Source organism: Kitasatospora sp. NPDC058444 (genome assembly GCF_042721415.1).
GTDB lineage: Bacteria > Actinomycetota > Actinomycetes > Streptomycetales > Streptomycetaceae > Kitasatospora.
Genome location: NZ_JBHXLL010000017.1, coordinates 30738 through 49808 on the forward strand (window position 1 = coordinate 30738; position 19071 = coordinate 49808).

Genomic DNA, 19071 nt, shown 5'->3' on the forward strand with positions numbered 1-19071 from the left:
GGTCCGGTCGCGGTGCGGGTGTGGTCCCAGCCCGGCTTCCGTCGGGGCCGGGACCGCGCCGTTTTCCGGGGCGTCCTGCCCGGGGGGTCGTGCTCGGGTGTCTTGTTCAGGTGTCGTCCCTGGCCCGCTCGTCGCCGTCGCCGTCGCCGTCGCTGTCGTCGCTGTCGGTGTGGGGCAGGAGTTCGGCGATGATGTCGGTGCCGAGTGCGTAGGCGGGCACGCCCGCGGTGATGAGTGCGGTCTCGGTGACGCCGACGAGGTCGGCGAGGGTGGCTCCGGCGTGGAGGGCGCCGCGGGCGTGGATGCGGGCGGGGTGCTCGCGGCCGAGGGCCAGCAGCTGCCCGAAGTGGACGAGCTGCTGCACCCGTGCTCCGAGCGGGCTGTCGGTCAGCACGATGTGGCGCAGCTGTGCGATGGCCTCCTCGGTGGGCAGGCGGCCGAACTGCCGTGCCAGGCGCAGCCGTTCCTGCACGCCGGCGGGAACGTCGGCGAGGGTGGCGCGGTAGCGCTCGCGGACGGCTTCCGCACGGGCGTCGAGAGCGTCAACGGCGTCGTCGGTCATGCCGGGGGCGTCGGGGGTGTGGGGGGTGTGGTGGGTCATGACGCGGCCTGTGCGATCGCGGCGCGTACGGCTTCTTGGGCGCCTGGGGGGAAGTCCACGGCTCCGCCGATCGCGGTGGCGGCGATTTCGGCTTCGGCGCTTTCCTCGATCGCCACTACGAGGTGGGCGGTGGCCGCGGGGTCGGGGCCGAACACCAGGAGGCCGTGGTTGGCGAGCAGGACGGCGGAGGTCGTGGGGCGTCGGTGCAGTACGTCGGTGATGCCGCGTACCGATGCGTCCGATCCGCGTGGTCCCCAGGGGACCACGGGGACGTCCTCGGCCTGTCCGAAGCGCAGCATCGGTTCCGTGCGGCAGGGCAGCGGCCGGTGGGCGACGGCGAAGGCGGTCGCGGCGGGGGAGTGGGTGTGGATGATCGCGCCCGTGTGGGGGCGGGCCTGGTACACGGCGCTGTGCATGGCGGTGATCTCGGCGCTGACGGAGCGCAGTTCGCCTTCCAGGACCCGTCCGTCGAAGCCGACGGTCGCCAGCTGTCCGGGCTCCAGGTGGCGTACGAACCCCGGTGTCAGCAGGAGGCGCTCGCCGTCGAGCCTGGCGCTCAGGTTGGCGTGTCCCGAGTGGGACATCACCCCGGCCGCGAAGAGTTCCCGCGCGGCTTGGACCAGCTCGCCGGCCCGTTGTGCGCGGATGTCGTCCATGTCGCTCATGACGTGTCTCCAAGTGTGCTGCCGGCGGCTCTCGTTCGCCGCCGTCCACGTGCCGACCACTCTCCGGCTTGAACTAAGGTTCAAGTCAAATGCCCGGTTCGGACGCCCGGGCCGACGAGGAGCGGGAGCAGCACGACGTGCGCATGACGATCGGCCGACTCGCCGAGATCACCGGGGTGCCCGCCTCGGCCATCCGCTACTGGGAGCGCCACGGCCTGCTGCCCGTACCCGAGCGCGAGAGCGGGCAGCGGCGCTACCCGCCCGGGGCCGCCGAGCGGATCACGGTGCTGCGCACGTTCCAGCAGGCCGGGCTGAGTCTGGAGGAGATCAGGGAGTTCCAGCGGGAGCAGCCGCGTCGGGAGACGGTGATCCGCGCCAAGATCGCCGAGATCCGCCGGCGCAGGGTCGATCTCGACCACGCCCACGAGCTTCTGACCCATGCCCTCGGGTGCGGCGAGGAGGACATCGTCGAATGCCCCAAGTTCCGTCGGCAGATGGCGCAGTGGCAGGAGCCCGAACCTGAACCCGAACCCGAGCCCTAGCCTGAGCCTGAGCTCGAACCCGAGCCCGGGTCGGCGCCCGAGCCCGGGCCAGTGCCCGAGCCCGGGCCAGTGCCCGGGTCGGCGTCCGAGTCCGAGCGCGAGTGCGGGCCGGCTCGGGTGCCGTGAGCCGTGTGGGGCGGCTTCGCCGGGCCGTCCCCCGGGCTGCCCCTGGGCTGTCCCAGGGCCGCTGCCCGGGCGGGTGGGGGTGCTGGATGTTCGTGTGGGGTGTGGCTGTGTGTGGCCGGTCGGGTGGTGTCGGGGTGTGGGCCCGGGCGTCGCCCGGTCGGTCGGTTGGTGGTTTCTCAGGTGCGTGTCGGCTGTGTGGGTTGTGGTGTGCGGTGCTTCGTCGTGCGGTGTTCGTCGCGGGTGGTGGCCGCCGCGACGGTGTATGCGGCCAGTGCGAGGACGGCTGCTGCGAAGGGGAACCATTGTTCGCCCAGGAGTGCGATGGCGGCGGATCCGGCCGCGCCGCCGGCTGCGGTGCCCAGGTACAGGGCGCTGCTGTTCAGTGAGATCAGCAGGGGTGCGTTGTCGGGGTCGATGGATGCGAGGCGGTGGGGCAGGGCGACCGAGACGGCCCATCCTGCGAGTGGTACGACCGTCGCGTAGCCGAGGGCGCCGGGCATGGTGCGTCCCAGCCACGGCAGGGCGGTGAAGGCGGCCACGGCCACGGCGGAGCCGGTCAGCAGCACGCGCCGCACGCCGAGGCGGTCGACCAGGCGGCCGCCCAGCCAGCTGCCGGCCACCGACATGACGCCGCAGGTCAGCAGGATCAGGCTGAGCCGGTGGGCGTCGCCGCCGGTGGCGCCCGCGACGGCGGTGGCGAGGTAGATGTAGACGCTCTGGAAGGCGAGGAAGAACACCAGTGTGGTGGCGGCGGCGCCCAGGACCCGGCCGCGGGCCAGCGGTGCCAGGCGTGCGGTGAGGGTGGGGGCAGCGGCGGGGGCGGGCAGGTCGCGCAGCAGCAGGGCGAGTCCGGCGAGGGCGGCCAGGCCCAGTGCGGTGACCAGCCACATCGTCATCCGCCAGTCGGTGCGTCCCACCCAGGTGCCCAGCGGCACGCCGAGGGCGGTGGCGACGGTCATCCCGCCGAGCACGGTCGCCAGTGCCCGTCCGCGCCGTTCGGGGGCGACCAGGGTGGTGGCGGCCGCGTTGGCGGTCGGCGTGTAGAGGGCGGCGCCGGCCGCGGCCAGGACGCGGGTGGCCAGCAGCAGCCCGTAGGTGGGGGCGAGCGCGCTGAGGGCGTTGGCCGCGGTGAACACGGCGAGCGCGGTCAGCAGCAGGCGCCGGCGCGGCCAGCGGGCGGTGAGGGTGGCCAGCACCGGGGCCAGCAGCGCGTAGCCGAGCGCGAAGACGGTGACCAGCTGGCCGGCGGCCGGCACCGACACCCCCAGGTCGGCGGAGATCGGGCCGAGGATGCCGGCGACGACCATCGAATCGGTGCCCATGGCGAAGGTGCCGAGGGCGAGCAGGAGCAGAGGTACGGGCACGGGAGAGCCCCCCGGGGCGCGTGGAGCGGACGGACTGACGGAACGGACGGGTGGATCGCCGGACACGGTCGCGGGCGCGATTGTCGGGCGTGACTGCCGGACGGAATTGTTGGATATCCGTGCAACAGTTTGACACTCGTCAAACACTCGGGGATTGGTGGATGATTGTCAAACCATTCCTTTCCCCGCCCGCGGCCCCGAGGAGCGTGCGCCATGAGCGACGACGATCGGCTTCCCCAGCCCGCCACCGCCGACATCGACCTCGTCACGGTCCTGCACGCCCTCGGCGACCCCGTGCGGATGACCCTGCTGCTCAGCTACGCCGACGGCGGCGAGCACTCCTGCGACCCGCGCGGCCTGGGCCTGGAGCACCTCCACAAGTCGACCGTCTCCCACCACATGCGGGTGCTGCGCGAGGCCGGCGTCACCACCACCCGCGTCGCCGGCCGCAACCGCTTCGTCAGCCTGCGCCGCGCCGACCTCGACACCCGTTTCCCCGGCCTGCTCGACGCGATCCTGACGGCCTCGGCGACTCCCGTGCCGTAGGCGCGGGTCGGCCCCCTAGGGGGCCGGGCGCCGGGGATGGCGCCGCGGGCGTAGGCCTGCGGTCGCACGGCGTCCGGGGCGGGTCCTGCCGCGGGCGGACGCGCCCGGGCGGGCCGGGTCGGCACGGTGGACGGGCACCCCGCCGCCGCGGTGGGCGTGCGTGCACCGTTGCCGCGGTGGGCGTGCGCGCCGCCGCCCGACCTGCCGCAGGAGTCGCACATGACCACACACCGGCCCGGCCGCTCGCCCGGCCGCTCGCCCGGCCGCTCGCCTGGCCGTCCGCTCACCCGCCGCGGCGTGCTCGGGGCGCTGGCCCTGGGCGCGGCCGGCGCCGCCGGTGTCGGTGCCGGGCCCGCCCGTGCCGATGCCGGGCCGGGTACCGCTTCGGGTGCCGATGCCGCGGCAGGTGCCGGTGGCGCTTCGGCGGGCGCAGTGGGGGAGCCGCGGTTGAGCCTGCCCGCGCCCACCGGCCCGCACCCCGTGGGCACCGTCCTGCTGTACCTGACCGATGTCACCCGCGCCGACGTCTGGGCTCCCGTGCCGCGTCCGCGTGAACTGCGTGCCCGCCTGTGGTACCCGGCCGCGTCCGGTGCCTGCGGTCCGTACGCGCCGTGGATGAGCCCCGCTGAGACCGCCCACCTGCAGGCCGCCTACTTCGGCGTCCCCGACGCCCGCCTGGCCTGGCCCACCGCCCACGCCCGCCCGAACGCGCCCGTCGACCGCGGCCGGCGCCACCCCGTGGTCCTGAACTCCCACGGCTCCGGCGCCGACAGCGCCTTCAACACCGCCCTCGCCGAGGAACTCGCCTCCCACGGCCACGTCGTCGCCGCGGTCGACCACACCTACGACGCCGGCGAGGTCGAATTCCCGGGCCACCGCCTCGTAGTGCGCGACAAGGCCCGTGTTCAGGCGATGACCGACGCCGAGATCGTCGCCTACCGTGCCGCCGACGTCCGCTGCCTGCTCGACCGCCTCGGGAGCGGCCCGCTGCCCGCGGGCCTGCACGCCGCCCTCGACCTCGACGCCGTCGGCATGTTCGGCCACTCCATGGGCGGTGCGACCACCGCCCAGGCCCTGCACGAGGACCCGCGTATCCGCGCCGGCGCCGTCCTGGACGGCCCCCTGTTCGGCACCGGCGCCACCGCCGACCAGGACCGCCCCCTGCTGCTGATGGCCTCCGCCTGGGACAGCCCCGCCCGCGACGCCATGTGGGACACCCTGTGGCCGCACCTGACCGGCTGGCGCCGGCGCCTGACCCTCACCCGCTCGGGACACCTGTCCTACTGCGACCTCCAACTCCTCGTCCCCCAGGGCCAGAGCGCCTTCGCCTGGCCCGCCGACCAACTCGAACACTTCCTCGGCACCGGCGACCCCCACCGCGCCGTCGCCGCCCAACGCGCCTACCTCACCGCCTACTTCGGCCTCCACCTGCGCGCCGTCCCCGCCCCCCTGCTGGACGCCCCCACACCCCGCTGGCCCGAGATCCGCTTCGACGCCTGAACCCCGCCCCCGACGCCCCGTCCCCGATGCCTGGGCCCGATGCCTGGTGTCGGGGTACGCCTCCCGGTACCCAGCCAGGTACACGGGAATGTGCCCACACGGCGGGGCGGCTGCATGGTGCCGGTCCCTTGGGGGCCGTGGCCGCGACTGGGATCATGAACGCATGCCCGAGGAATCGAACCTGCTGTCAGGCCTGTGGCCGCTCGCGCCGTCCGATGCGACCGACTGGTTGCTGGAGCTGTGCGGCGTAGGCGGCTCCGTGGGTTCATGCTGCCTGTGGTGCCCGATGCCGTTTGGGTGTTCAACGCGGTGTACGAACACGAGTAGGGGCCGGTCGGGGTGTCGTACCACGAGTACCGTCAGGTGTGTGTGGCGGGCGGGAGCATTCAGCTCGCCGCGTTGGCGGGTATCGATCTTGAAGCGGGTATCGTCACGGGTGGCGGGCTGGGCCGTGCCGAGCACCCGGGCCGTGGTTGGCGGCGGCTGCGTTGGGCGGAACTCGCCGGGCGCATCGGCGATCCGGTGGTGCCCGACGGGCGGCTGCCCTTCCACCGTTGTTTTCCCTCGGTCAAGAAGGAGGGGAGTTGGCCGCTGGGTATCGTTCCGCCCACGGAGGGGAGCGTGGACCGTGGGACCTGGGACCGGCTGATCGCCGTCCTCACCGAGTACAGCCCTGCGGGTCCGGGCACTCCCTGCCTGGCCTACTACAACCCGCTGATGGTCACGGCCGTCGACTTCGGCGACCTCCGTGTGCGGGCTGGCCGCCTTGGCGATGCCGTGATTGTCTATGACAACCCGGAGGCCGGCTTCAGCCCGTCCAACCTGTGGGCGGAGGACCGCTCATGGGTCCTGTGCACCGACTACGACCTGTGGGGCACCAAGGTCGCCGGGCCCCGGCTCTCGTCGAAGCGCTGCTGAGCGACCCCGGGATCGAGGCGGTACGACTGTCCTGGGCGTCCTGATGACGTGCCACCCCGCGCCCGATCGAACCGAAGCATGAGCGCTTTCACGTGTACCGGCTGAGCACACTCACCTGTACGCCGACGCCCGGGTCCGACGCCCGGTCCTGGCCGTCCTGGGGCTGCCGTGCCGTGCCGGCTTCGGCGCCCCGTCCCGCGGTGCCGGCTCTGTCACCCGGGCCCGGCCGCCCCGGGCCGGGCCTGGCCGGGTCTGGCCGGGCCGGTTCAGCCGACCGCGCGCTTCACCAGCTCGGCGATCCGTTCCTCCACCTCGGCCGTGACCTGCGCCAACGCGAAGTACGCCGGCCACATCGGTCCCTCGTCCAGCTGCGCCTGGTCGCTGAAACCCAGCATGGCGTAGCGGGACTTGAACTTCTCCGCGCTCTGGAAGAAGCACACCACCTTGCCCTCCAGCGCGTAGGCGGGCATCCCGTACCAGAGCCTGGGCGCGAGCGCGGGGGCGGCGGAGGTGACCACGGCGTGGACCCGCTCGGCCGGCGCCCGGTCCTCCTGCGGCATCTCGGCGATCTTCGCGAGCACGTCCCGCAGCGCCTCGGCGGCCTTGTCCTCCTGCGAGGCCCTGCGCGCGGCCTTCTTGAGCTCCTGTGCGTGGTCCTTCATCGCGGCCCGCTCCTCGGCGGAGAACCCCTCGTGTCTGCTGCCCATGGCGAACCCCTCCGTGCCGTCGTGCGATCCCGGAACGGACCATAGCGCCCGCCACGGACAACAGGCGGGCCGTCAGATGCCCGCGCGGGCGCTGCGGGTGCGGCGGGTGCGGTGTGGGCGTGGGTGGTGCGGGTGCGGTGGGTGGTGCGGGTGGTGGGGTGCGGGGTGGGCGGCCGTGGTGGCGGGTCTCCCGCCCGCCGGGGGCGCGGTGGGTGGTGCGGGTGGGAGGCCGTCATGGCGGGCCGTCAGATGCCCGCGCGGGCGCTGCGGGTGCTGCGGGTGCGGTGGGTGGTGGGGTGTGGGGTGGGTTGCCGTGGTGGCGGGTTGTCCGCCTCGCGGGTGGCGCGCCGCGGGGCGGGGCGGGGAGGGGTCAGTAGGGGGTGGGGCGGTTGTCGCGGGCCCATGCGCGTTCGGTTTCGCTGTCGGGTGGGGGCGGGGTGAGGCCGTCGATCATCCACAGGTCCTGGGGGGTCTCGTCGATGTGGAGTTCGCAGTACAGGCCGCGTTCGGTGGTGTGGGGTGCGAGGAGGGCGGCGAGTGTCTCGCGGGTGTGGCGCCGGTGCCGTGGGTCCTGGGTGTGGCGGGCGATGTGTTCGACCACGACGCGCACGGCCTGCCCGTGGGGCTCGCCGCCGACGTGGAAGGAGTCGGCGGCGACCTCGTGGAAGAGGACGATCACGTAGAACTTCGGCAGTCCGACGCGGGTGTAGAACCCGGTGACGTCGGCGGACAGCCGCTGCTTGTGGCCGGGGTCGTAGGCGCCGGGCGGGTGGTAGACGTGCCACAGGGGCATGGCGGTTCCTCCTGGTCGGTGGTTGCGGGGGGCTTCGCGGACGGTCCGGGTGGGCGGTGGGCGGTGGGCGGGGGCCGGGGGTCGGGGTGCTTCAGTGGGTGCCGAGGATGTTCAGGTTTTCCACCGGCCCCGACAGGGCGGCCTTCAGGGCCCGGGTGACGTCGTCGACGAGTACCTCGCTGTCGCCGCGTGCCAGGGCGTCCAGCACGGTGCGGGCGACCTCGGCCGGCGGGACCTTCCCGACCGGGAGCGCCGCGACCATGTCGGTGTCCGCGAAGCCCAGGTGCACGCCGAGGACCTGGGTGCGCTGGCCGGCGAGTTCCAGGCGCAGGGAGTTGGTCAGCGACCACAGTGCCGCCTTGGACGCCCCGTAGGCGCCGGCGCCCGCGCCCCAGGACAGTACCGAGTGGATGTCCACGAGCGCGCCGCCGCCGCGCGCGGCCAGTACCGGCGCGAACGCCCGGGCCACGCGCAGCGGGCCGAGGACGTTGGTCTCGAAGGTGGCCCGGACGTCCTGGAGGTCGCCGGTCAGCAGCGGTGCCGGGTACAGGACGCCGGCGTTGTTGAAGACGATGTCGACGTCGTCGGCCCGGGCGGCCGCGGCGGCCACCGAGGCGTCGTCGGTGACGTCCAGCGCGAGGACGTCCACCCGCGGGTCCCCGGCGGTGTCGGGGACCCGGGCGGTGGCGTAGACCTTCCGCGCGCCGCGGGCCAGCAGTTCCGCGGTGAACGCCCGTCCCAGGCCCCGGCGGCCTCCGGTGACCAGGGCGGTGGAGCCTTCGATCACGGTCATGGTGCATCTCCTCGCTCTTCGGGCGGCAGGCCCCTGCGCGGGTGTGGCGGGGCGGCACCGCAGCATTTAGATTATTACCATCATCTAAAGGGGATGGGAAAGTGGGAACACCACGTGTCGCACAGTCGGAGCACCACGTGTCGCATCGAGAGGGAAGGAGCCGCGGCATGCCCCGCGTCTCACGCGCCGAGGCCGAACGCAGCCGCCGCCGCGTCATCGACCACACCGCCCGCCTGATCCGGGAGAAAGGCCCCGACCAGGTCAGCGTCCCCGAGGCGATGGCCGCCGCCGGACTCACCCACGGCGGCTTCTACCGGCACTTCACCTCCAAGGACGACCTCCTCGCCCACGCCCTCGCCGCCGCCTTCACCGAACGCCGCGAAGCCATGGACCACCTCGCCGACCAGCCCCCCGCCGAACGCACCCCCCGCGCCGAGTTCCTCCACCGCTACCTCTCCGAACCCCACCGCGACCACCCCGGCCACGGCTGCGCCGCCGCAGCACTGGCCGCCGACGCCGCCCGCACCGAACCCGGCTCCCCGCTGCGCACCGCCTACACCGCCGGACTGCGCGAACTCCTCGACGCCCTGGCCGCCCTGCCCGAGGGCGCCGGCCGGCAGGAGACGCTGGCCGACCTGTCCACCCTGGTCGGGGCACTGCTGCTCGCCCGCGCCAGCGACGACGCCGCGCTGTCCGGGGAGTTCCTGGCCGCCGCCCGCCACCGCCTGGCCGCCCCGGTCGGCGAGGCCGCCCCGGCCGCCCCGCCTGCCCTGGTCGGTGAGGCCGCCCCGGCCGCAGGGGACGGGGCGCCGGATCCCGCGTAGGACGGCCACGGACCCGAGCCCAGCACGACAGGACGAAAGGACCCCCGCGTGCCGATCACAGGCGTGCTCTTCGATGTCGACGACACCCTGCTCGACTACTCCGGCTCCGAACGGGCCGGCATCCTCGCCCACCTGCACCACCTCGGCCTCCTGCACCGCCTCCCCACCCCGCAGGCCGCGGTGGCGCTGTGGCGCGAGGTCATGCAGGAGAGCTACGCCCGCTTCCTCGCCGGCGAACTCACCTTCGCCGCGCAGCAGCACGAGCGCACCCGCCGCTTCCTCGCCCGCCTCGGCGAGGACACCACCGCCATGCCCGACGAGACGGCCGCCGCCTGGTTCGCCGGCTACAGCGCCCACCGCGACGCCGCCCAGGCCGCCTTCCCCGACGCCGCCCCCACCCTCGCCGCCCTCGCCCCCACCCACCGCCTCGGCATCGTCTCCAACTCCGCCACCGCCCACCAGCGCCGCAAACTCCACGCCACCGGCCTGCTCCACCACTTCGACGACACCGCCCTCGTCTGCTCCGACGAACACGGCGAAGCCAAACCCGCCCCCGGCATCTTCCTGGCCGGCTGCGCCCGCCTGGGCCTGCCTCCGCACGAGGTGGCCTACGTCGGCGACGACCACGCCCTCGACGCCCTCGGTGCCCGCGCCGCCGGCCTGCACCCCTTCTGGCTCGACCGCACCGCCACCGCCACCGCCACCGCGGCCGGCGACGGCATCCGCGTCCTGCACACCCTCACGGACCTGCCCGCCGCCCTGTCCGCCGCCTGAGGCCCGCGAGACCGCCCGGCCGCCGCAACACCCGTTCGGTACAGGCCCGTTCGGCACTGGCCGTTCGGCGCGGACCGGTTCGGCACGGCACTCGTTCGTCAGGGCGTCGTTGCGGGGAGCGGGAGCGGGAGCGGGAGCGGGAGCGGTCCGGGCGGGGCGGGGTGCGGGCGCGTGTGTCGTCGGCGTGTGCGGGTGGGTCGTGCCCGTCGCCCGGGGCGCGGCCCACCCGGGGCGCGGCGGGTCGGCGGGTCGGTCAGTCGGTGAGGCCGAACAGGGTGCGGCAGTCGTCGTTCAGGCCGGTGACGGTGACCGGGGTGCGGGCGTGTTCGGCCCAGTCCTCGGGGCTCAGGCGCAGGCGCTTCGAGGCCACGACCCGCCCGTCCAGGACGTCGCGTTCGATGCCGTCGGCGCGGTAGCCGAGCCTGCGGGAGACGGCGAGGGAGGAGTGGTTGTCGGTGAAGGAGAGCGAGGTCGCCGACCGTGCGCCGAGCTCGGCGAAGGCGAGGTGGAGCATCGCGGCTCGCATCTCGGTGCCCAGGCCCTTGCCCTGGTGTTCCAGGCCGAGCCACGAGCCGGAGACGATCTCGCGCCGCACGCCGAACTCCTTGGCCCGCATGTCCTGGATCCCCACCGGGCGTCCCTCGTGGAAGGCGACCAGGTCCAGCGCCCAGTCCCGCGGGCTCCAGCGGCCCAGCCGGATCCAGTGCGACTGCACCACGTGCCGGGCGCGCTCGGTCGGCGGAAGTTCGCCCCACGGCGTCAGGAAGGGACGGTCCTGGGGGCGGTGGACGCCGCGCGCGGCGACGTCCGCCACCTCGGCGAGCTCGTCCTCGGTGGGCGGGCGCAGCTCCAGGCGCGGGGAGGTCACGCGCAGCCCCCGCAGGGGCCAGTGGTCGACGATCACCGAACCAGTGTGCCCAGCGGGCGCACGGCCCGCACCGCCATTTCCGCCTCCCGGGCGACACCGGCCGGTGAACAAACGTGACGCACAGTCACCTGTGGCCATGCGATGAGTGTATGAACTGGTGCTCGGCTCGTCGGAGAATCACCACCCCCGCGTCGCCTGCCCACCCTCACCTTCCGGCGCTGCTCCGCCGCCCTCCTCGTCGCGGCAGCCTGCGCGCTCACCCTCGTCGTCCTCTCGCCCTACGGCCTCGTCCTGCCGATAGCGCTGTCGCTCTCCCCGGTCATCTGCGCCGCCGCCCGGCACGACCTGCGCAGTGGCGCCACAAATCCCGCGCCGCGCCGCCTGGTCCAGTGGTCGGGCGGTGTCTCCTACGGCTTCCACCCCTGTGCCAGGGTTCGGTTCTTTCCACGGCCGCCCGCTGGTCTTCGGCGATCGCACCTGCCCGGCCCGCTCGCCGTCCTGCTGGCGTCGGCCGCGACCCCGGCCGCCGGAACCCTCACCCACACCCTGATCGGGCGCCCGGCAGTACGGTGCCCGACCCGACCCGACCCGGCGTGGCGGGGCGGTGGGCCGCCCGGTGGTGACGGGGCGCAGGGCCGTCCACAGCCCCGCGCTCCCGCTCACCAGTCGCGGCCGGCGATCAGATCCCGGGCTTCCACATCCGTGAACCCGTAGGCTGACGCTACGAACTCGAAGTCCTCGGCGATCCACTCGCGCGCGGCCGTCTCGATCCCGCTCCCGGCGGCCGCGAACTCCCTGTCCAGGAGATTGAACTGCTCGGTCGCGGCCCGGGTGAGCACACACAGGGCCGCCGGGTCCGGCGGCTGCTCGGTCTCGATCCGCTCGCACAGCCGAAGCAGGATCGCCTCGCCCCGTTCGACGATGTGGTCGGGGAAGTACGGGTCCTCGTACATTCGCCGCAGGAACGCGCGGTCCGCGACCTGCTGGTGGGTGATCGGCATGGCGCTTTCCCGTCTGCGTCCGTGCGGTGGAACCGGCGTGCCGATCATGCGCCACACCACTGACAGCGGCGCCGTCCGCGCGGCTTCGGCCGGGCCGCTCGTGGGGCGCGGTGTCGGGTGCGGTGTCGGGCGGCCGCGCGGCCGCGGCGGGCCGCCCGGGGGTGGCGGGTGGTGGGTGCGGGGGTGGTGGGGTGTCAGTGGGTGGGCCCGGTGGGGTGGTCGAGGGCGGCGACCGCGCGCACGGCGTCGGCGACGGTGCGGAAGTCCTTCTTCAGGATCGCGCCGTGGTTGCTGGGGACCTTCGCGAAGACCTCGATGTGCGGGTTGCGTGCGGTCACCGCGGGCAGGGCCGCGCGGATGGTCTCCTGCTCGTCGCCCTTGCTGCCCAGGGACGATCCGGAGGCGAGCACGTAGCGGGTCGGGACGGTGACGGCGTCCAGTACCGGGCCCAGTTCGCGGGCGCCGCCGATCCGGCCGAGCTCGATGTTGCAGTCCGCCATCTGCTCGGGGGTCATCCGCGGGGTCAGCCCGGTGGGGCGCGCCAGCGCCATGAGCGGGGCCCACCGCCGGAACTGCCGGCGGATGCGCTGTTCCATCTCCTCGGTGAGCCAGTCGTAGGGCTGCGCGCCGTCGACCAGGACGGCGCCGACGGTGCGCTGCGGGTTGCGCGAGGCCCAGTGTGCGGCGAGGAACGCCCCGTAGGACCAGCCCACGAGCAGGGCCCGCTGCACGCCGCGGGCGGCGAGGACGGCGTCGACGTCCCGCAGGGCGGCCTCGAAGGAGTAGTCGGCGGAGCGCTTCGACCTGCGGCCGCGGGCCCGCTCGTCGTAGGTGATGTGCCGCAGGTGCGGGCCGAGTTCGGCGAGGACGCGGCGCCAGTAGCCCTGGGTGGCGAACTGGCCGTTGAGGTAGAGCACGGGCAGGCCGGGGCCGCCGGTGTCGGTGACGGCCAGGGCGGTGTCGTCGACCGGCACCATGCCGGTCCAGGCCGTCGCGGCGGTGGCGGGCGTGGTGGTGGGTGTGGTGTCGGTGGTCATGGTGTCCCCCTGGGGTCTCGGTGGCGTGGACCGCACGCCGGTGTGGGGTGGCGGGTGTGGGGTGGCGGGTGTCAGAGGCTGCGGGCGGTGATGTCGCCGTGGGAGGTGGTGGCGCGGATGTCGAGCACGGTGGTGCCGTCGTTGCGCAGGGCGTCGGCGATGCGGCCGTGGCCGGTGCCGGCGTCCAGGGCGGCGCCGGCGCCGGCGGCGGCGGCGACGGTGATGCTCCCGGACTGGGTGGTCAGCTCGACGGTGCCGCGCCGGGCCTCGGTGATCCGGATGTCGCCCCGGGTGGTGCTGATCTTGGCGGGGCCGGTGAGGCGGCCGACCTCGACGTCGCCGTCGACGGCGGTCAGCTCCAGGCTCGCGGCCTCGTCGATCTTGGTGGTGCGGTACGCGCCGTCGAAGGCGACGTCGCCGAGGCGGCCGACGACGCGCAGTTCGGCGGCGGCGGCCCTGCCCCGGACGGCGGAGCCGGCCGGCAGCCGGACGGTGACCTCCAGGGAGCCGGTGGGCCCCAGCGGCTGGTGCCCGGCCGCGGCGGTGGCGATCCGCAGGACGCCGTCGGCGAAGGCGACGGCGGTCTGCTCGGCGGCCTGGACGTCGCGGGTGCGGCCGGGTACGGCGGGGCGGACCTCGACGGTGGTGTCACCGCGCTCGGCGGCGATGAGCCGCACGCTCCCGCCGGGGACGTCCAGGACGACGGTGATCGGGGCGGCGGTGTCGAACGTGTGCATCGTGCGCTCCTCCACGGGTGCGGGCCCAGGCCCGGACACGGGCGCGGACCCGGTCCCGGGCCCGCCCCATCGGTGTTTCCGACATTGGAAACGCTACGTTGCTTTCAAGATCCCGGCAACTAGTTCGTTGCGTCAGAACAGCATCATTGCAGGTGAATGCCGGGAAACTGTTGCAACGGGCATGCCGGGTAATGCAACGACGACCGTTGCGATCATTGCAATGGGTGGAAGGTGAACGCTAGGGTGGACCCGACCCGGCCCGGCACCCGCGCCGGGAACCGCACGGGAACCACACGGCGACGACCACCGAGGAGAACGCGATGCCGGGAGGCAGGCTCACCCAGCAGGAACGCCGGCAGATCGCACTGGGGCTGGCCGACGGCCTCCCCTACGCCGAGATCGCCCGGCGCCTGGAACGCCCCACCTCGACCGTCACCCGCGAGGTGACGCGCAACGGCGGCCCCCTCGCCTACCGCGCCGACCTCGCCCACCGCGCCACCGAACACCGCGCCCAACGCCGCCGCCCCACCGCCCCCGGCGGCCCGCAGCCCGGCCCCCAGCCGCACGGACGCGACAGCGAGGCCGTCGCCGCCTACGAGGAACAGCTCACCACCGTCCTGATGGCCTCGGGCCTCAACCGGATGGCGGCCCGCGTGATCACCTGCCTGTCCACCACCGACGCCGGCAGCCTCACCGCCGCCGAACTCGCCCGGCGCCTCCAGGTCAGCCCCGCCTCCATCTCCAAGGCGATCGCCTTCCTGGAAAGCCAGAGCCTGGTACGCCGGGAACGCGACGAACGCCGCCGCGACCGCTACATCGTCGACGACGAGCTCTACTACCAGTCGGTCATCGCCAGCGCCCGCGCCAACGACCGCGTCGTCGAAGCCGCCCGCCAGGGCGTCACCGTCCTGGGCCCCGGCACCCCCGCCGCCGTCCGCCTGGAGAACATCGCCCGCTTCCTCGACTTCATCAGCGAGAGCATCGTGCGCGCCGCCGACCAGGCCCGCGAAGTCCTCCACACCACACCCGCCACGACACCCGAGGACGACAGCCGGGAGTAGGACACCGTGGAGCGGGAAGTCGGACCCGCCGACTTCCCGCTCCGCGGCCGTGACGGGCTCAGGCCGCCCCGCGCAGCGCGGCCTTCTCCATCGTCCGGATCCGCCGCCACGTGTACACCCACGCGTCGATGTCCCGCACCCCGCAGATCTGCAGGTAGTGCCGCACCTTCTCCATCTGCGGAAGCACCGAGGCGTTGAGCATGTCGCAGATCGTGCTGCGCCGCAGGACCTTGCCGTAGGCCGTGTTCCGCTGGCGGTGCAGCCTCTCGCTGCGCTCCTCCAGCCGGCGCAGCGACGGCTCGCCGGCCCAGGTCCTGACGGCCTCCAGGCCCGCGACGAACTCCTGCACGGTGGAGAACATCACGGGGTCGGGTTCGCCCGCGGCCGGGACCGGCACGCGCCAGTCGGGGGCGGGGCGTTCGTCGGCCCGCTCCGCGGCGGCGTGCGCTTCCCTGGACGCCATCTCGTGGAGGAGCAGCAGGCGCCCTTTGGTGTGGTCGTCCAGGTCCATCGCTTCCAGCAGGGCTCGCAGTGCCGGCACCGAGGGAAGGGCGACCCCCCGGAGCACCCTGCGCACGGTGGTGGCCGGCAGGGCGCTCGTCGTGGCGAGTGCGGTCAGGTCCGGATGGCCTGCGAGCCGGTGCTGTTCCCTCAGCTCGTAGAAGAACCGGAGGTGGGCGGGCGAGTCCTCGACGTGGGCCGGCGTGCTCATCGCCGCCCCCGCACGGCCGTGCCGACGGCCGCCCGGGGCCGGCGTCCCGGCGCGCGGCAGGCCTCGGTGGCGGCGGTGACGATGACGGTGACCAGCGCCTCGACGGTGTATCCGAGGACGATCAGGGCGATGACGCCGGCCAGGGCGATCGCGAGGAATGCCGCGGACGGTGCGGCGCGCCGAAGGCCGTGGCCCTCGGCGTACGGGGCGGGCGGCGGCGTGCGCCGCACCGCGCAACGGAACTCGAACAACACGGGTGGTCCCTTCTGAACCCTCAACCCGGACGCGGGGATTGCCGTCCCCTGGGCCGCCCGGCGGGCGGCCGGCTCAGATCATGCGCGGGCCGCGAAGACCCGCGCAAGTTCCTGCCGGTGGGCGCCGTGAGCGGCAAAGGCGCACCCGGCGAGGGGATGTGACGGTCCTTCGGGACGGCTTCGGACACCGCCGCGCCGGCACCGGCGCTCGCCCGTCCGGGTTCGTCCGAAGCCTTCCGCGCGCCCGCGGGCGCGGTCGCGGGATCACGCCTGCTCACAGCGATCCGGCGTCCGAAGGCGTCCGAGAGCGTCCGGGAGCGTCCGAAGCCGTCCGGCCGGCTTGGCCGCGGCCCCGCCGGCTGCGACAGTGCAACCCGAGAGCCCTTCCCCTCAACCCGGACGGTCTCCCGAGGCGGAGCGCTGTTGCCGCAGCCCCGCAGTGACGCGGATCACATCGAAGAAGGCCTGTCCCGTCCCGGGGCAGGCCTTCTTTCCGCCCCCCGGGGGGGTGCCGGGTCAGGGGGTGAGGACCAGGCGGCCGCGCAGGCCGCCGGCCTCCAGGCGGCGGTGGGCGTGGGCGGCGTGGGCCAGGGGGAGGGTGTCGGCCAGCCGCAGGGTGAGGCGGCCGTCGGCGGCGAGGCAGGACAGGCGGGCCAGGGCGGGGCCGTCGGCGGTGATCCACACGTTGGCGACGCGGATGCCGCGCAGGGCCACCGGGGCGCTGCCGGCCGCGACCGCGACGAAGGCGCCGCGCCCGCGCACCGCGCCCAGGGCCCGCACGCCGAGCAGGGCGGCGTCGATCGCGCCGTCGACCCCGCCGGGCGCGAACTCCCGTACGGCGGCGGCCACATCGGGCGCGGTGCGCGGCACGAACCACTCGGCGCCCAGCTCGCGCACCAGCTGCTCGTCGCCCTGCCCGGCGAGCGCGACCACCCGCAGGCCGCGCAGGGCGGCCAGTTCGACGGCGAAGCCGCCGACCGCGCCCGCGGCACCGGTGACCAGGACGGTGGAGCCGGCCGGCAGGCCGAGCAGGTCGAGGGCCTGCAGCGCGGTGAGGCCGTTCAGGGGCAGCGTCGCGGCCTGGGCGAAGGTGGCGCCCGCGGGGGCGAGGGCGAGGGCGTCCGCGTCCAGGACGACCTGCTCGGCGTAGGTGCCGAGGTCGGTGTCCAGGCGGTCGTGCAGGCCCACCACCCGCTCACCGGGCGCGAACCGCGTCACATCGGGGCCCACGGCGTCCACCGTCCCGGCCACGTCCCAGCCGATGCCGGTCACCGCCCGCGGCGCCATCAGCCCGGCCCCGGCGAGCACCCCGGAACGGGTGACCACGTCCACCGGGTTGACCGCGGCCGCCGCCACCCGCACCCGCACCTGCCCGCGCCCCGGCTGCGGCAGCGCCACCTCCGCCAGCTCCAGCACCTCGGGACCGCCGAACTCCCGCACCACCACGGCTCGCATCGCACCCACACTCCTCACGGATCGGCAACACCACCCAGCCTAAGGAGAGTTACTCTCCAGCGGGAAGGACACACCCGAAAGTGCGTACCGCACGGAAAGGAGAGTGGGCCCGTGCCCACCACGACCGCCGCCCGGCGCCGCGCCGCCGAGGCGGCCGCCTACGACGCCTACCTCGCCGGATGCCCGGCCCGCCAACTCCTCGACCGAATAGGCGACAAGTGGACCAGCCTCGTCGTCAACGCCCTCGCCGACGGCCCCCTGCGCTACAGCGACCTGCGCCGGCGCCTGGCCGGAGTGAGCGAGAAGATGCTCACTCAGACCCTGCGCGCCCTGGAACGCGACGGCCTGCTCCACCGCACCGTCACCGCCGCCGTGCCGGCCCGCGTCGACTACGCGCTCACCGCGCTCGGACGCGACCTGCTGCCGCTCGTGCGGCAGATCAAGGCCTGGGCCGAGTGCCACATGCCCCAGGTGCTGGCGGCGCGCACCGCGTACGACGACGGGCAGCCGGCGCGGGAGTGACCACCGCGAGCGGCGCGGGAGAAAGCGGCGGCCGGGGCGCAACCTTCCCGGAGCCGGCTCGTTGATCCGGGCAGGTCGAGGGAGTGGCCGGGGCGTGAACGCGCGCCCCGGCCCGACACAGGAAGGGCGGCCAATGACCGACACCGACACCGCCGAAGGCTCCGCGGTCCGCGGCGGCAGCCCGGACTCCGCGGCGGACCGGGTGGCCGACTTCTACGGCGCCTACATCGACGCCGTGTCCGACGGCACCGACGACCTGAGCGGCGAACTGCGCGCCCACTACCTCACCGAGGACTTCCGCCGGCGGCTGGCGGCCTGGGAGGAGGCCAACCACGCCGACGGCGTGCTGCGCGCCCAGGACGTGCCCACCCGCTGGGAGGTGCGCTACCACGACGCGGGCGCCGGGCACCTGTTCACCACCGTCACCCTGACCTGGGGCACCGGCCCCGACGCCGGGCACACCCGGCTGGCCGTGCAGAGCGACCTGAGCACCAGGCTGATCTCGGACATCGAGGACGCCTGACCGGCCGTCGCCCGGCCCGCTGTCCCGCCACCCGGCCCCCTGTCCCGTCTGCCGTCGGGGTTCCGTCTGCCGTCGGGGTTCCGTCCGCCGTCAGGCCAGGGCGGCGGCCAGGCGCTCGGGCAGGGTGGCGTACGGGCGGCAGTCGACCACGGGCAGCGCGTGGGCGCGGGCCTGGTCGGCGAGCCAGGCGCTGTAGCGGGCGCTGACGGCGGCGCGCTCGGGCTGCGGGCCCGAACCGGGCTCGCGGTCGGCGTAGTTGGCGCCGATGCGCCGCGGGTCGTCCTCGTGCAGGAAGACCGCGCGCACGCGCCGGCCCTGCCCGGCGGCCTCGGCCACGGCGCGGGCGGCGGCGGCCGGGGTGAGGTAGTCGCCCTCCACGATCGCGGGCACGTCCACGGTGAGCCGGTTGCGCACGACGCCGAGCAGCGCGTCGTCCAGGGCGCGGGCGGTGGCGATCTGGAGCTCCAGGACGCGGTCGGCGCCCAGCGTGTCCGGGTCGGCCGCGGTGGTGAAGTGGTGCAGGCCGGGGTGCCCGGCGGGGGTGGTGGCGGCCTGCAGCGCGGCCACGACGTCGTCGAACTCCACCACGAACGCGCCGTGCCGGGCCGACAGGCGGGCGGCGGCACGGCTCTTGCCGAGGCCGGAGGCGCCGCCGATCAGCAGGACGTCCCACGGGCTTTCGTCGGTATGCATACCGGCACCGTAGACGGTCCGGGGCGCGGGCGGGCTCCGCGGGGTGGGGCGCCGG

At 74.5% G+C, this 19071-nt stretch carries 23 protein-coding genes; 9 read left to right on the top strand and 14 right to left on the bottom strand.

Going from position 1 to position 19071, the window contains the following annotated elements; genetic code table 11:
- Window positions 1-106: 106 nt before the first annotated feature.
- Both ACFWP2_RS19270 and ACFWP2_RS19275 read right to left on the bottom strand, forming a co-directional pair.
- Window positions 107-601: a carboxymuconolactone decarboxylase family protein gene (locus ACFWP2_RS19270; protein WP_380452797.1), complete on the bottom strand. Its 495-nt coding sequence runs from the start codon at window positions 599-601 to the stop codon at window positions 107-109.
- Window positions 598-1266 carry a class II aldolase/adducin family protein gene (locus tag ACFWP2_RS19275; protein WP_380452799.1) on the bottom strand — a complete coding sequence of 223 codons (669 nt, stop codon included), beginning with the start codon at window positions 1264-1266 and terminating at the stop codon, window positions 598-600. Before ACFWP2_RS19275 ends, ACFWP2_RS19270 begins: the two co-directional genes overlap by 4 nt.
- Before the next feature lie 89 nt (window positions 1267-1355).
- On the opposite strand from ACFWP2_RS19275, the gene ACFWP2_RS19280 reads away from it, so the two are divergent.
- Window positions 1356-1808 carry a MerR family transcriptional regulator gene (locus ACFWP2_RS19280; protein WP_380452801.1) on the top strand — a complete coding sequence of 151 codons (453 nt, stop codon included), beginning with the start codon at window positions 1356-1358 and terminating at the stop codon, window positions 1806-1808.
- A 302-nt stretch (window positions 1809-2110) separates the two neighbouring features.
- Here ACFWP2_RS19280 and ACFWP2_RS19285 read toward each other — a convergent pair whose 3' ends face one another.
- Window positions 2111-3298, bottom strand: a complete 1188-nt coding sequence (locus ACFWP2_RS19285) for an MFS transporter (protein ID WP_380452803.1) — start codon at window positions 3296-3298, stop codon at window positions 2111-2113.
- Between the two features lie 213 nt (window positions 3299-3511).
- On the opposite strand from ACFWP2_RS19285, the gene ACFWP2_RS19290 reads away from it, so the two are divergent.
- From ACFWP2_RS19290 to ACFWP2_RS19300, 3 genes are all read left to right on the top strand, one after another.
- Complete coding sequence (locus tag ACFWP2_RS19290) at window positions 3512-3844, top strand: ArsR/SmtB family transcription factor (RefSeq protein WP_380452805.1); 333 nt, start codon at window positions 3512-3514, stop codon at window positions 3842-3844.
- Window positions 3845-4291: 447 nt separating this feature from the next.
- A complete protein-coding gene (locus ACFWP2_RS19295) occupies window positions 4292-5344 on the top strand; it encodes an alpha/beta hydrolase family protein (protein ID WP_380452807.1) in 1053 nt (350 codons plus the stop codon).
- A gap of 339 nt (window positions 5345-5683) precedes the next feature.
- Complete coding sequence (locus ACFWP2_RS19300) at window positions 5684-6262, top strand: hypothetical protein (protein WP_380452809.1); 579 nt, start codon at window positions 5684-5686, stop codon at window positions 6260-6262.
- A gap of 266 nt (window positions 6263-6528) precedes the next feature.
- Here ACFWP2_RS19300 and ACFWP2_RS19305 read toward each other — a convergent pair whose 3' ends face one another.
- The 3 genes from ACFWP2_RS19305 to ACFWP2_RS19315 all read right to left on the bottom strand — a co-directional run bounded on the left by ACFWP2_RS19305 (window position 6529) and on the right by ACFWP2_RS19315 (window position 8555).
- Window positions 6529-6969, bottom strand: a complete 441-nt coding sequence (locus tag ACFWP2_RS19305) for an iron chaperone (RefSeq protein WP_380452811.1) — start codon at window positions 6967-6969, stop codon at window positions 6529-6531.
- A gap of 370 nt (window positions 6970-7339) precedes the next feature.
- On the bottom strand, window positions 7340-7762 hold the full coding sequence (locus tag ACFWP2_RS19310; RefSeq protein ID WP_380452813.1) for a tautomerase family protein: 423 nt from the start codon (window positions 7760-7762) through the stop codon (window positions 7340-7342).
- A 91-nt stretch (window positions 7763-7853) separates the two neighbouring features.
- Complete coding sequence (locus ACFWP2_RS19315; protein WP_380452815.1) at window positions 7854-8555, bottom strand: SDR family oxidoreductase; 702 nt, start codon at window positions 8553-8555, stop codon at window positions 7854-7856.
- A gap of 167 nt (window positions 8556-8722) precedes the next feature.
- On the opposite strand from ACFWP2_RS19315, the gene ACFWP2_RS19320 reads away from it, so the two are divergent.
- Both ACFWP2_RS19320 and ACFWP2_RS19325 read left to right on the top strand, forming a co-directional pair.
- Entirely contained in the window at window positions 8723-9379 is a 657-nt protein-coding gene (locus tag ACFWP2_RS19320) for a TetR/AcrR family transcriptional regulator (RefSeq protein WP_380452817.1), read from the top strand.
- 48 nt (window positions 9380-9427) lie between these two features.
- Window positions 9428-10153 (top strand): HAD family hydrolase, encoded by a 726-nt coding sequence (locus tag ACFWP2_RS19325; RefSeq protein WP_380452819.1) that lies wholly within the window; start codon window positions 9428-9430, stop codon window positions 10151-10153.
- Between the two features lie 253 nt (window positions 10154-10406).
- Here ACFWP2_RS19325 and ACFWP2_RS19330 read toward each other — a convergent pair whose 3' ends face one another.
- The 4 genes from ACFWP2_RS19330 to ACFWP2_RS19345 all read right to left on the bottom strand — a co-directional run bounded on the left by ACFWP2_RS19330 (window position 10407) and on the right by ACFWP2_RS19345 (window position 13796).
- Window positions 10407-11057, bottom strand: coding sequence for a GNAT family N-acetyltransferase (locus ACFWP2_RS19330; protein ID WP_380452821.1), 651 nt, complete (start codon window positions 11055-11057; stop codon window positions 10407-10409).
- 623 nt (window positions 11058-11680) lie between these two features.
- Window positions 11681-12022, bottom strand: a complete 342-nt coding sequence (locus tag ACFWP2_RS19335; RefSeq protein WP_380453044.1) for a DUF5713 family protein — start codon at window positions 12020-12022, stop codon at window positions 11681-11683.
- A gap of 194 nt (window positions 12023-12216) precedes the next feature.
- Complete coding sequence (locus ACFWP2_RS19340; protein ID WP_380452823.1) at window positions 12217-13059, bottom strand: alpha/beta fold hydrolase; 843 nt, start codon at window positions 13057-13059, stop codon at window positions 12217-12219.
- 71 nt (window positions 13060-13130) lie between these two features.
- Window positions 13131-13796, bottom strand: coding sequence for a DUF4097 family beta strand repeat-containing protein (locus tag ACFWP2_RS19345; RefSeq protein WP_380452824.1), 666 nt, complete (start codon window positions 13794-13796; stop codon window positions 13131-13133).
- 320 nt (window positions 13797-14116) lie between these two features.
- Here ACFWP2_RS19345 and ACFWP2_RS19350 point away from each other — a divergent pair, with 320 nt between their 5' ends.
- Window positions 14117-14857 carry a helix-turn-helix domain-containing protein gene (locus ACFWP2_RS19350; protein ID WP_380452826.1) on the top strand — a complete coding sequence of 247 codons (741 nt, stop codon included), beginning with the start codon at window positions 14117-14119 and terminating at the stop codon, window positions 14855-14857.
- A 58-nt stretch (window positions 14858-14915) separates the two neighbouring features.
- On the opposite strand, the gene ACFWP2_RS19355 is transcribed toward ACFWP2_RS19350, so the two are convergent.
- The 3 genes from ACFWP2_RS19355 to ACFWP2_RS19365 all read right to left on the bottom strand — a co-directional run bounded on the left by ACFWP2_RS19355 (window position 14916) and on the right by ACFWP2_RS19365 (window position 17278).
- On the bottom strand, window positions 14916-15569 hold the full coding sequence (locus tag ACFWP2_RS19355) for a hypothetical protein (RefSeq protein WP_380452828.1): 654 nt from the start codon (window positions 15567-15569) through the stop codon (window positions 14916-14918).
- The gene (locus tag ACFWP2_RS19360; RefSeq protein WP_380452830.1) at window positions 15566-15823 is read right to left on the bottom strand and encodes a hypothetical protein; all 258 of its coding nucleotides are present in this window, start codon (window positions 15821-15823) and stop codon (window positions 15566-15568) included. The genes ACFWP2_RS19355 and ACFWP2_RS19360 overlap by 4 nt, the downstream gene beginning before the upstream one ends.
- 516 nt (window positions 15824-16339) lie before the next feature.
- On the bottom strand, window positions 16340-17278 hold the full coding sequence (locus ACFWP2_RS19365) for an NADP-dependent oxidoreductase (RefSeq protein ID WP_380452832.1): 939 nt from the start codon (window positions 17276-17278) through the stop codon (window positions 16340-16342).
- Between the two features lie 111 nt (window positions 17279-17389).
- Between ACFWP2_RS19365 and ACFWP2_RS19370 the strand changes: the two genes are divergently transcribed.
- Entirely contained in the window at window positions 17390-17800 is a 411-nt protein-coding gene (locus ACFWP2_RS19370) for a winged helix-turn-helix transcriptional regulator (RefSeq protein ID WP_380452835.1), read from the top strand.
- Window positions 17801-17933: 133 nt separating this feature from the next.
- Entirely contained in the window at window positions 17934-18323 is a 390-nt protein-coding gene (locus tag ACFWP2_RS19375) for a hypothetical protein (RefSeq protein WP_380452837.1), read from the top strand.
- A gap of 90 nt (window positions 18324-18413) precedes the next feature.
- Here ACFWP2_RS19375 and ACFWP2_RS19380 read toward each other — a convergent pair whose 3' ends face one another.
- Complete coding sequence (locus ACFWP2_RS19380; RefSeq protein ID WP_380452839.1) at window positions 18414-19016, bottom strand: AAA family ATPase; 603 nt, start codon at window positions 19014-19016, stop codon at window positions 18414-18416.
- Between the last annotated feature and the right edge of the window lie 55 nt (window positions 19017-19071).

Coding starts and splice junctions, on each gene's coding strand:
- ACFWP2_RS19270 (WP_380452797.1), bottom strand. CDS start 601: ATGACCCACCACACCCCCCACACCCCCGACGCCCCCGGCATGACCGAC.
- ACFWP2_RS19275 (WP_380452799.1), bottom strand. CDS start 1,266: ATGAGCGACATGGACGACATCCGCGCACAACGGGCCGGCGAGCTGGTC.
- ACFWP2_RS19280 (WP_380452801.1), top strand. CDS start 1,356: ATGCCCGGTTCGGACGCCCGGGCCGACGAGGAGCGGGAGCAGCACGAC.
- ACFWP2_RS19290 (WP_380452805.1), top strand. CDS start 3,512: ATGAGCGACGACGATCGGCTTCCCCAGCCCGCCACCGCCGACATCGAC.
- ACFWP2_RS19305 (WP_380452811.1), bottom strand. CDS start 6,969: ATGGGCAGCAGACACGAGGGGTTCTCCGCCGAGGAGCGGGCCGCGATG.
- ACFWP2_RS19310 (WP_380452813.1), bottom strand. CDS start 7,762: ATGCCCCTGTGGCACGTCTACCACCCGCCCGGCGCCTACGACCCCGGC.
- ACFWP2_RS19315 (WP_380452815.1), bottom strand. CDS start 8,555: ATGACCGTGATCGAAGGCTCCACCGCCCTGGTCACCGGAGGCCGCCGG.
- ACFWP2_RS19320 (WP_380452817.1), top strand. CDS start 8,723: ATGCCCCGCGTCTCACGCGCCGAGGCCGAACGCAGCCGCCGCCGCGTC.
- ACFWP2_RS19335 (WP_380453044.1), bottom strand. CDS start 12,022: ATGCCGATCACCCACCAGCAGGTCGCGGACCGCGCGTTCCTGCGGCGA.
- ACFWP2_RS19340 (WP_380452823.1), bottom strand. CDS start 13,059: ATGACCACCGACACCACACCCACCACCACGCCCGCCACCGCCGCGACG.
- ACFWP2_RS19345 (WP_380452824.1), bottom strand. CDS start 13,796: ATGCACACGTTCGACACCGCCGCCCCGATCACCGTCGTCCTGGACGTC.
- ACFWP2_RS19350 (WP_380452826.1), top strand. CDS start 14,117: ATGCCGGGAGGCAGGCTCACCCAGCAGGAACGCCGGCAGATCGCACTG.
- ACFWP2_RS19355 (WP_380452828.1), bottom strand. CDS start 15,569: ATGAGCACGCCGGCCCACGTCGAGGACTCGCCCGCCCACCTCCGGTTC.
- ACFWP2_RS19365 (WP_380452832.1), bottom strand. CDS start 17,278: ATGCGAGCCGTGGTGGTGCGGGAGTTCGGCGGTCCCGAGGTGCTGGAG.
- ACFWP2_RS19375 (WP_380452837.1), top strand. CDS start 17,934: ATGACCGACACCGACACCGCCGAAGGCTCCGCGGTCCGCGGCGGCAGC.
- ACFWP2_RS19380 (WP_380452839.1), bottom strand. CDS start 19,016: ATGCATACCGACGAAAGCCCGTGGGACGTCCTGCTGATCGGCGGCGCC.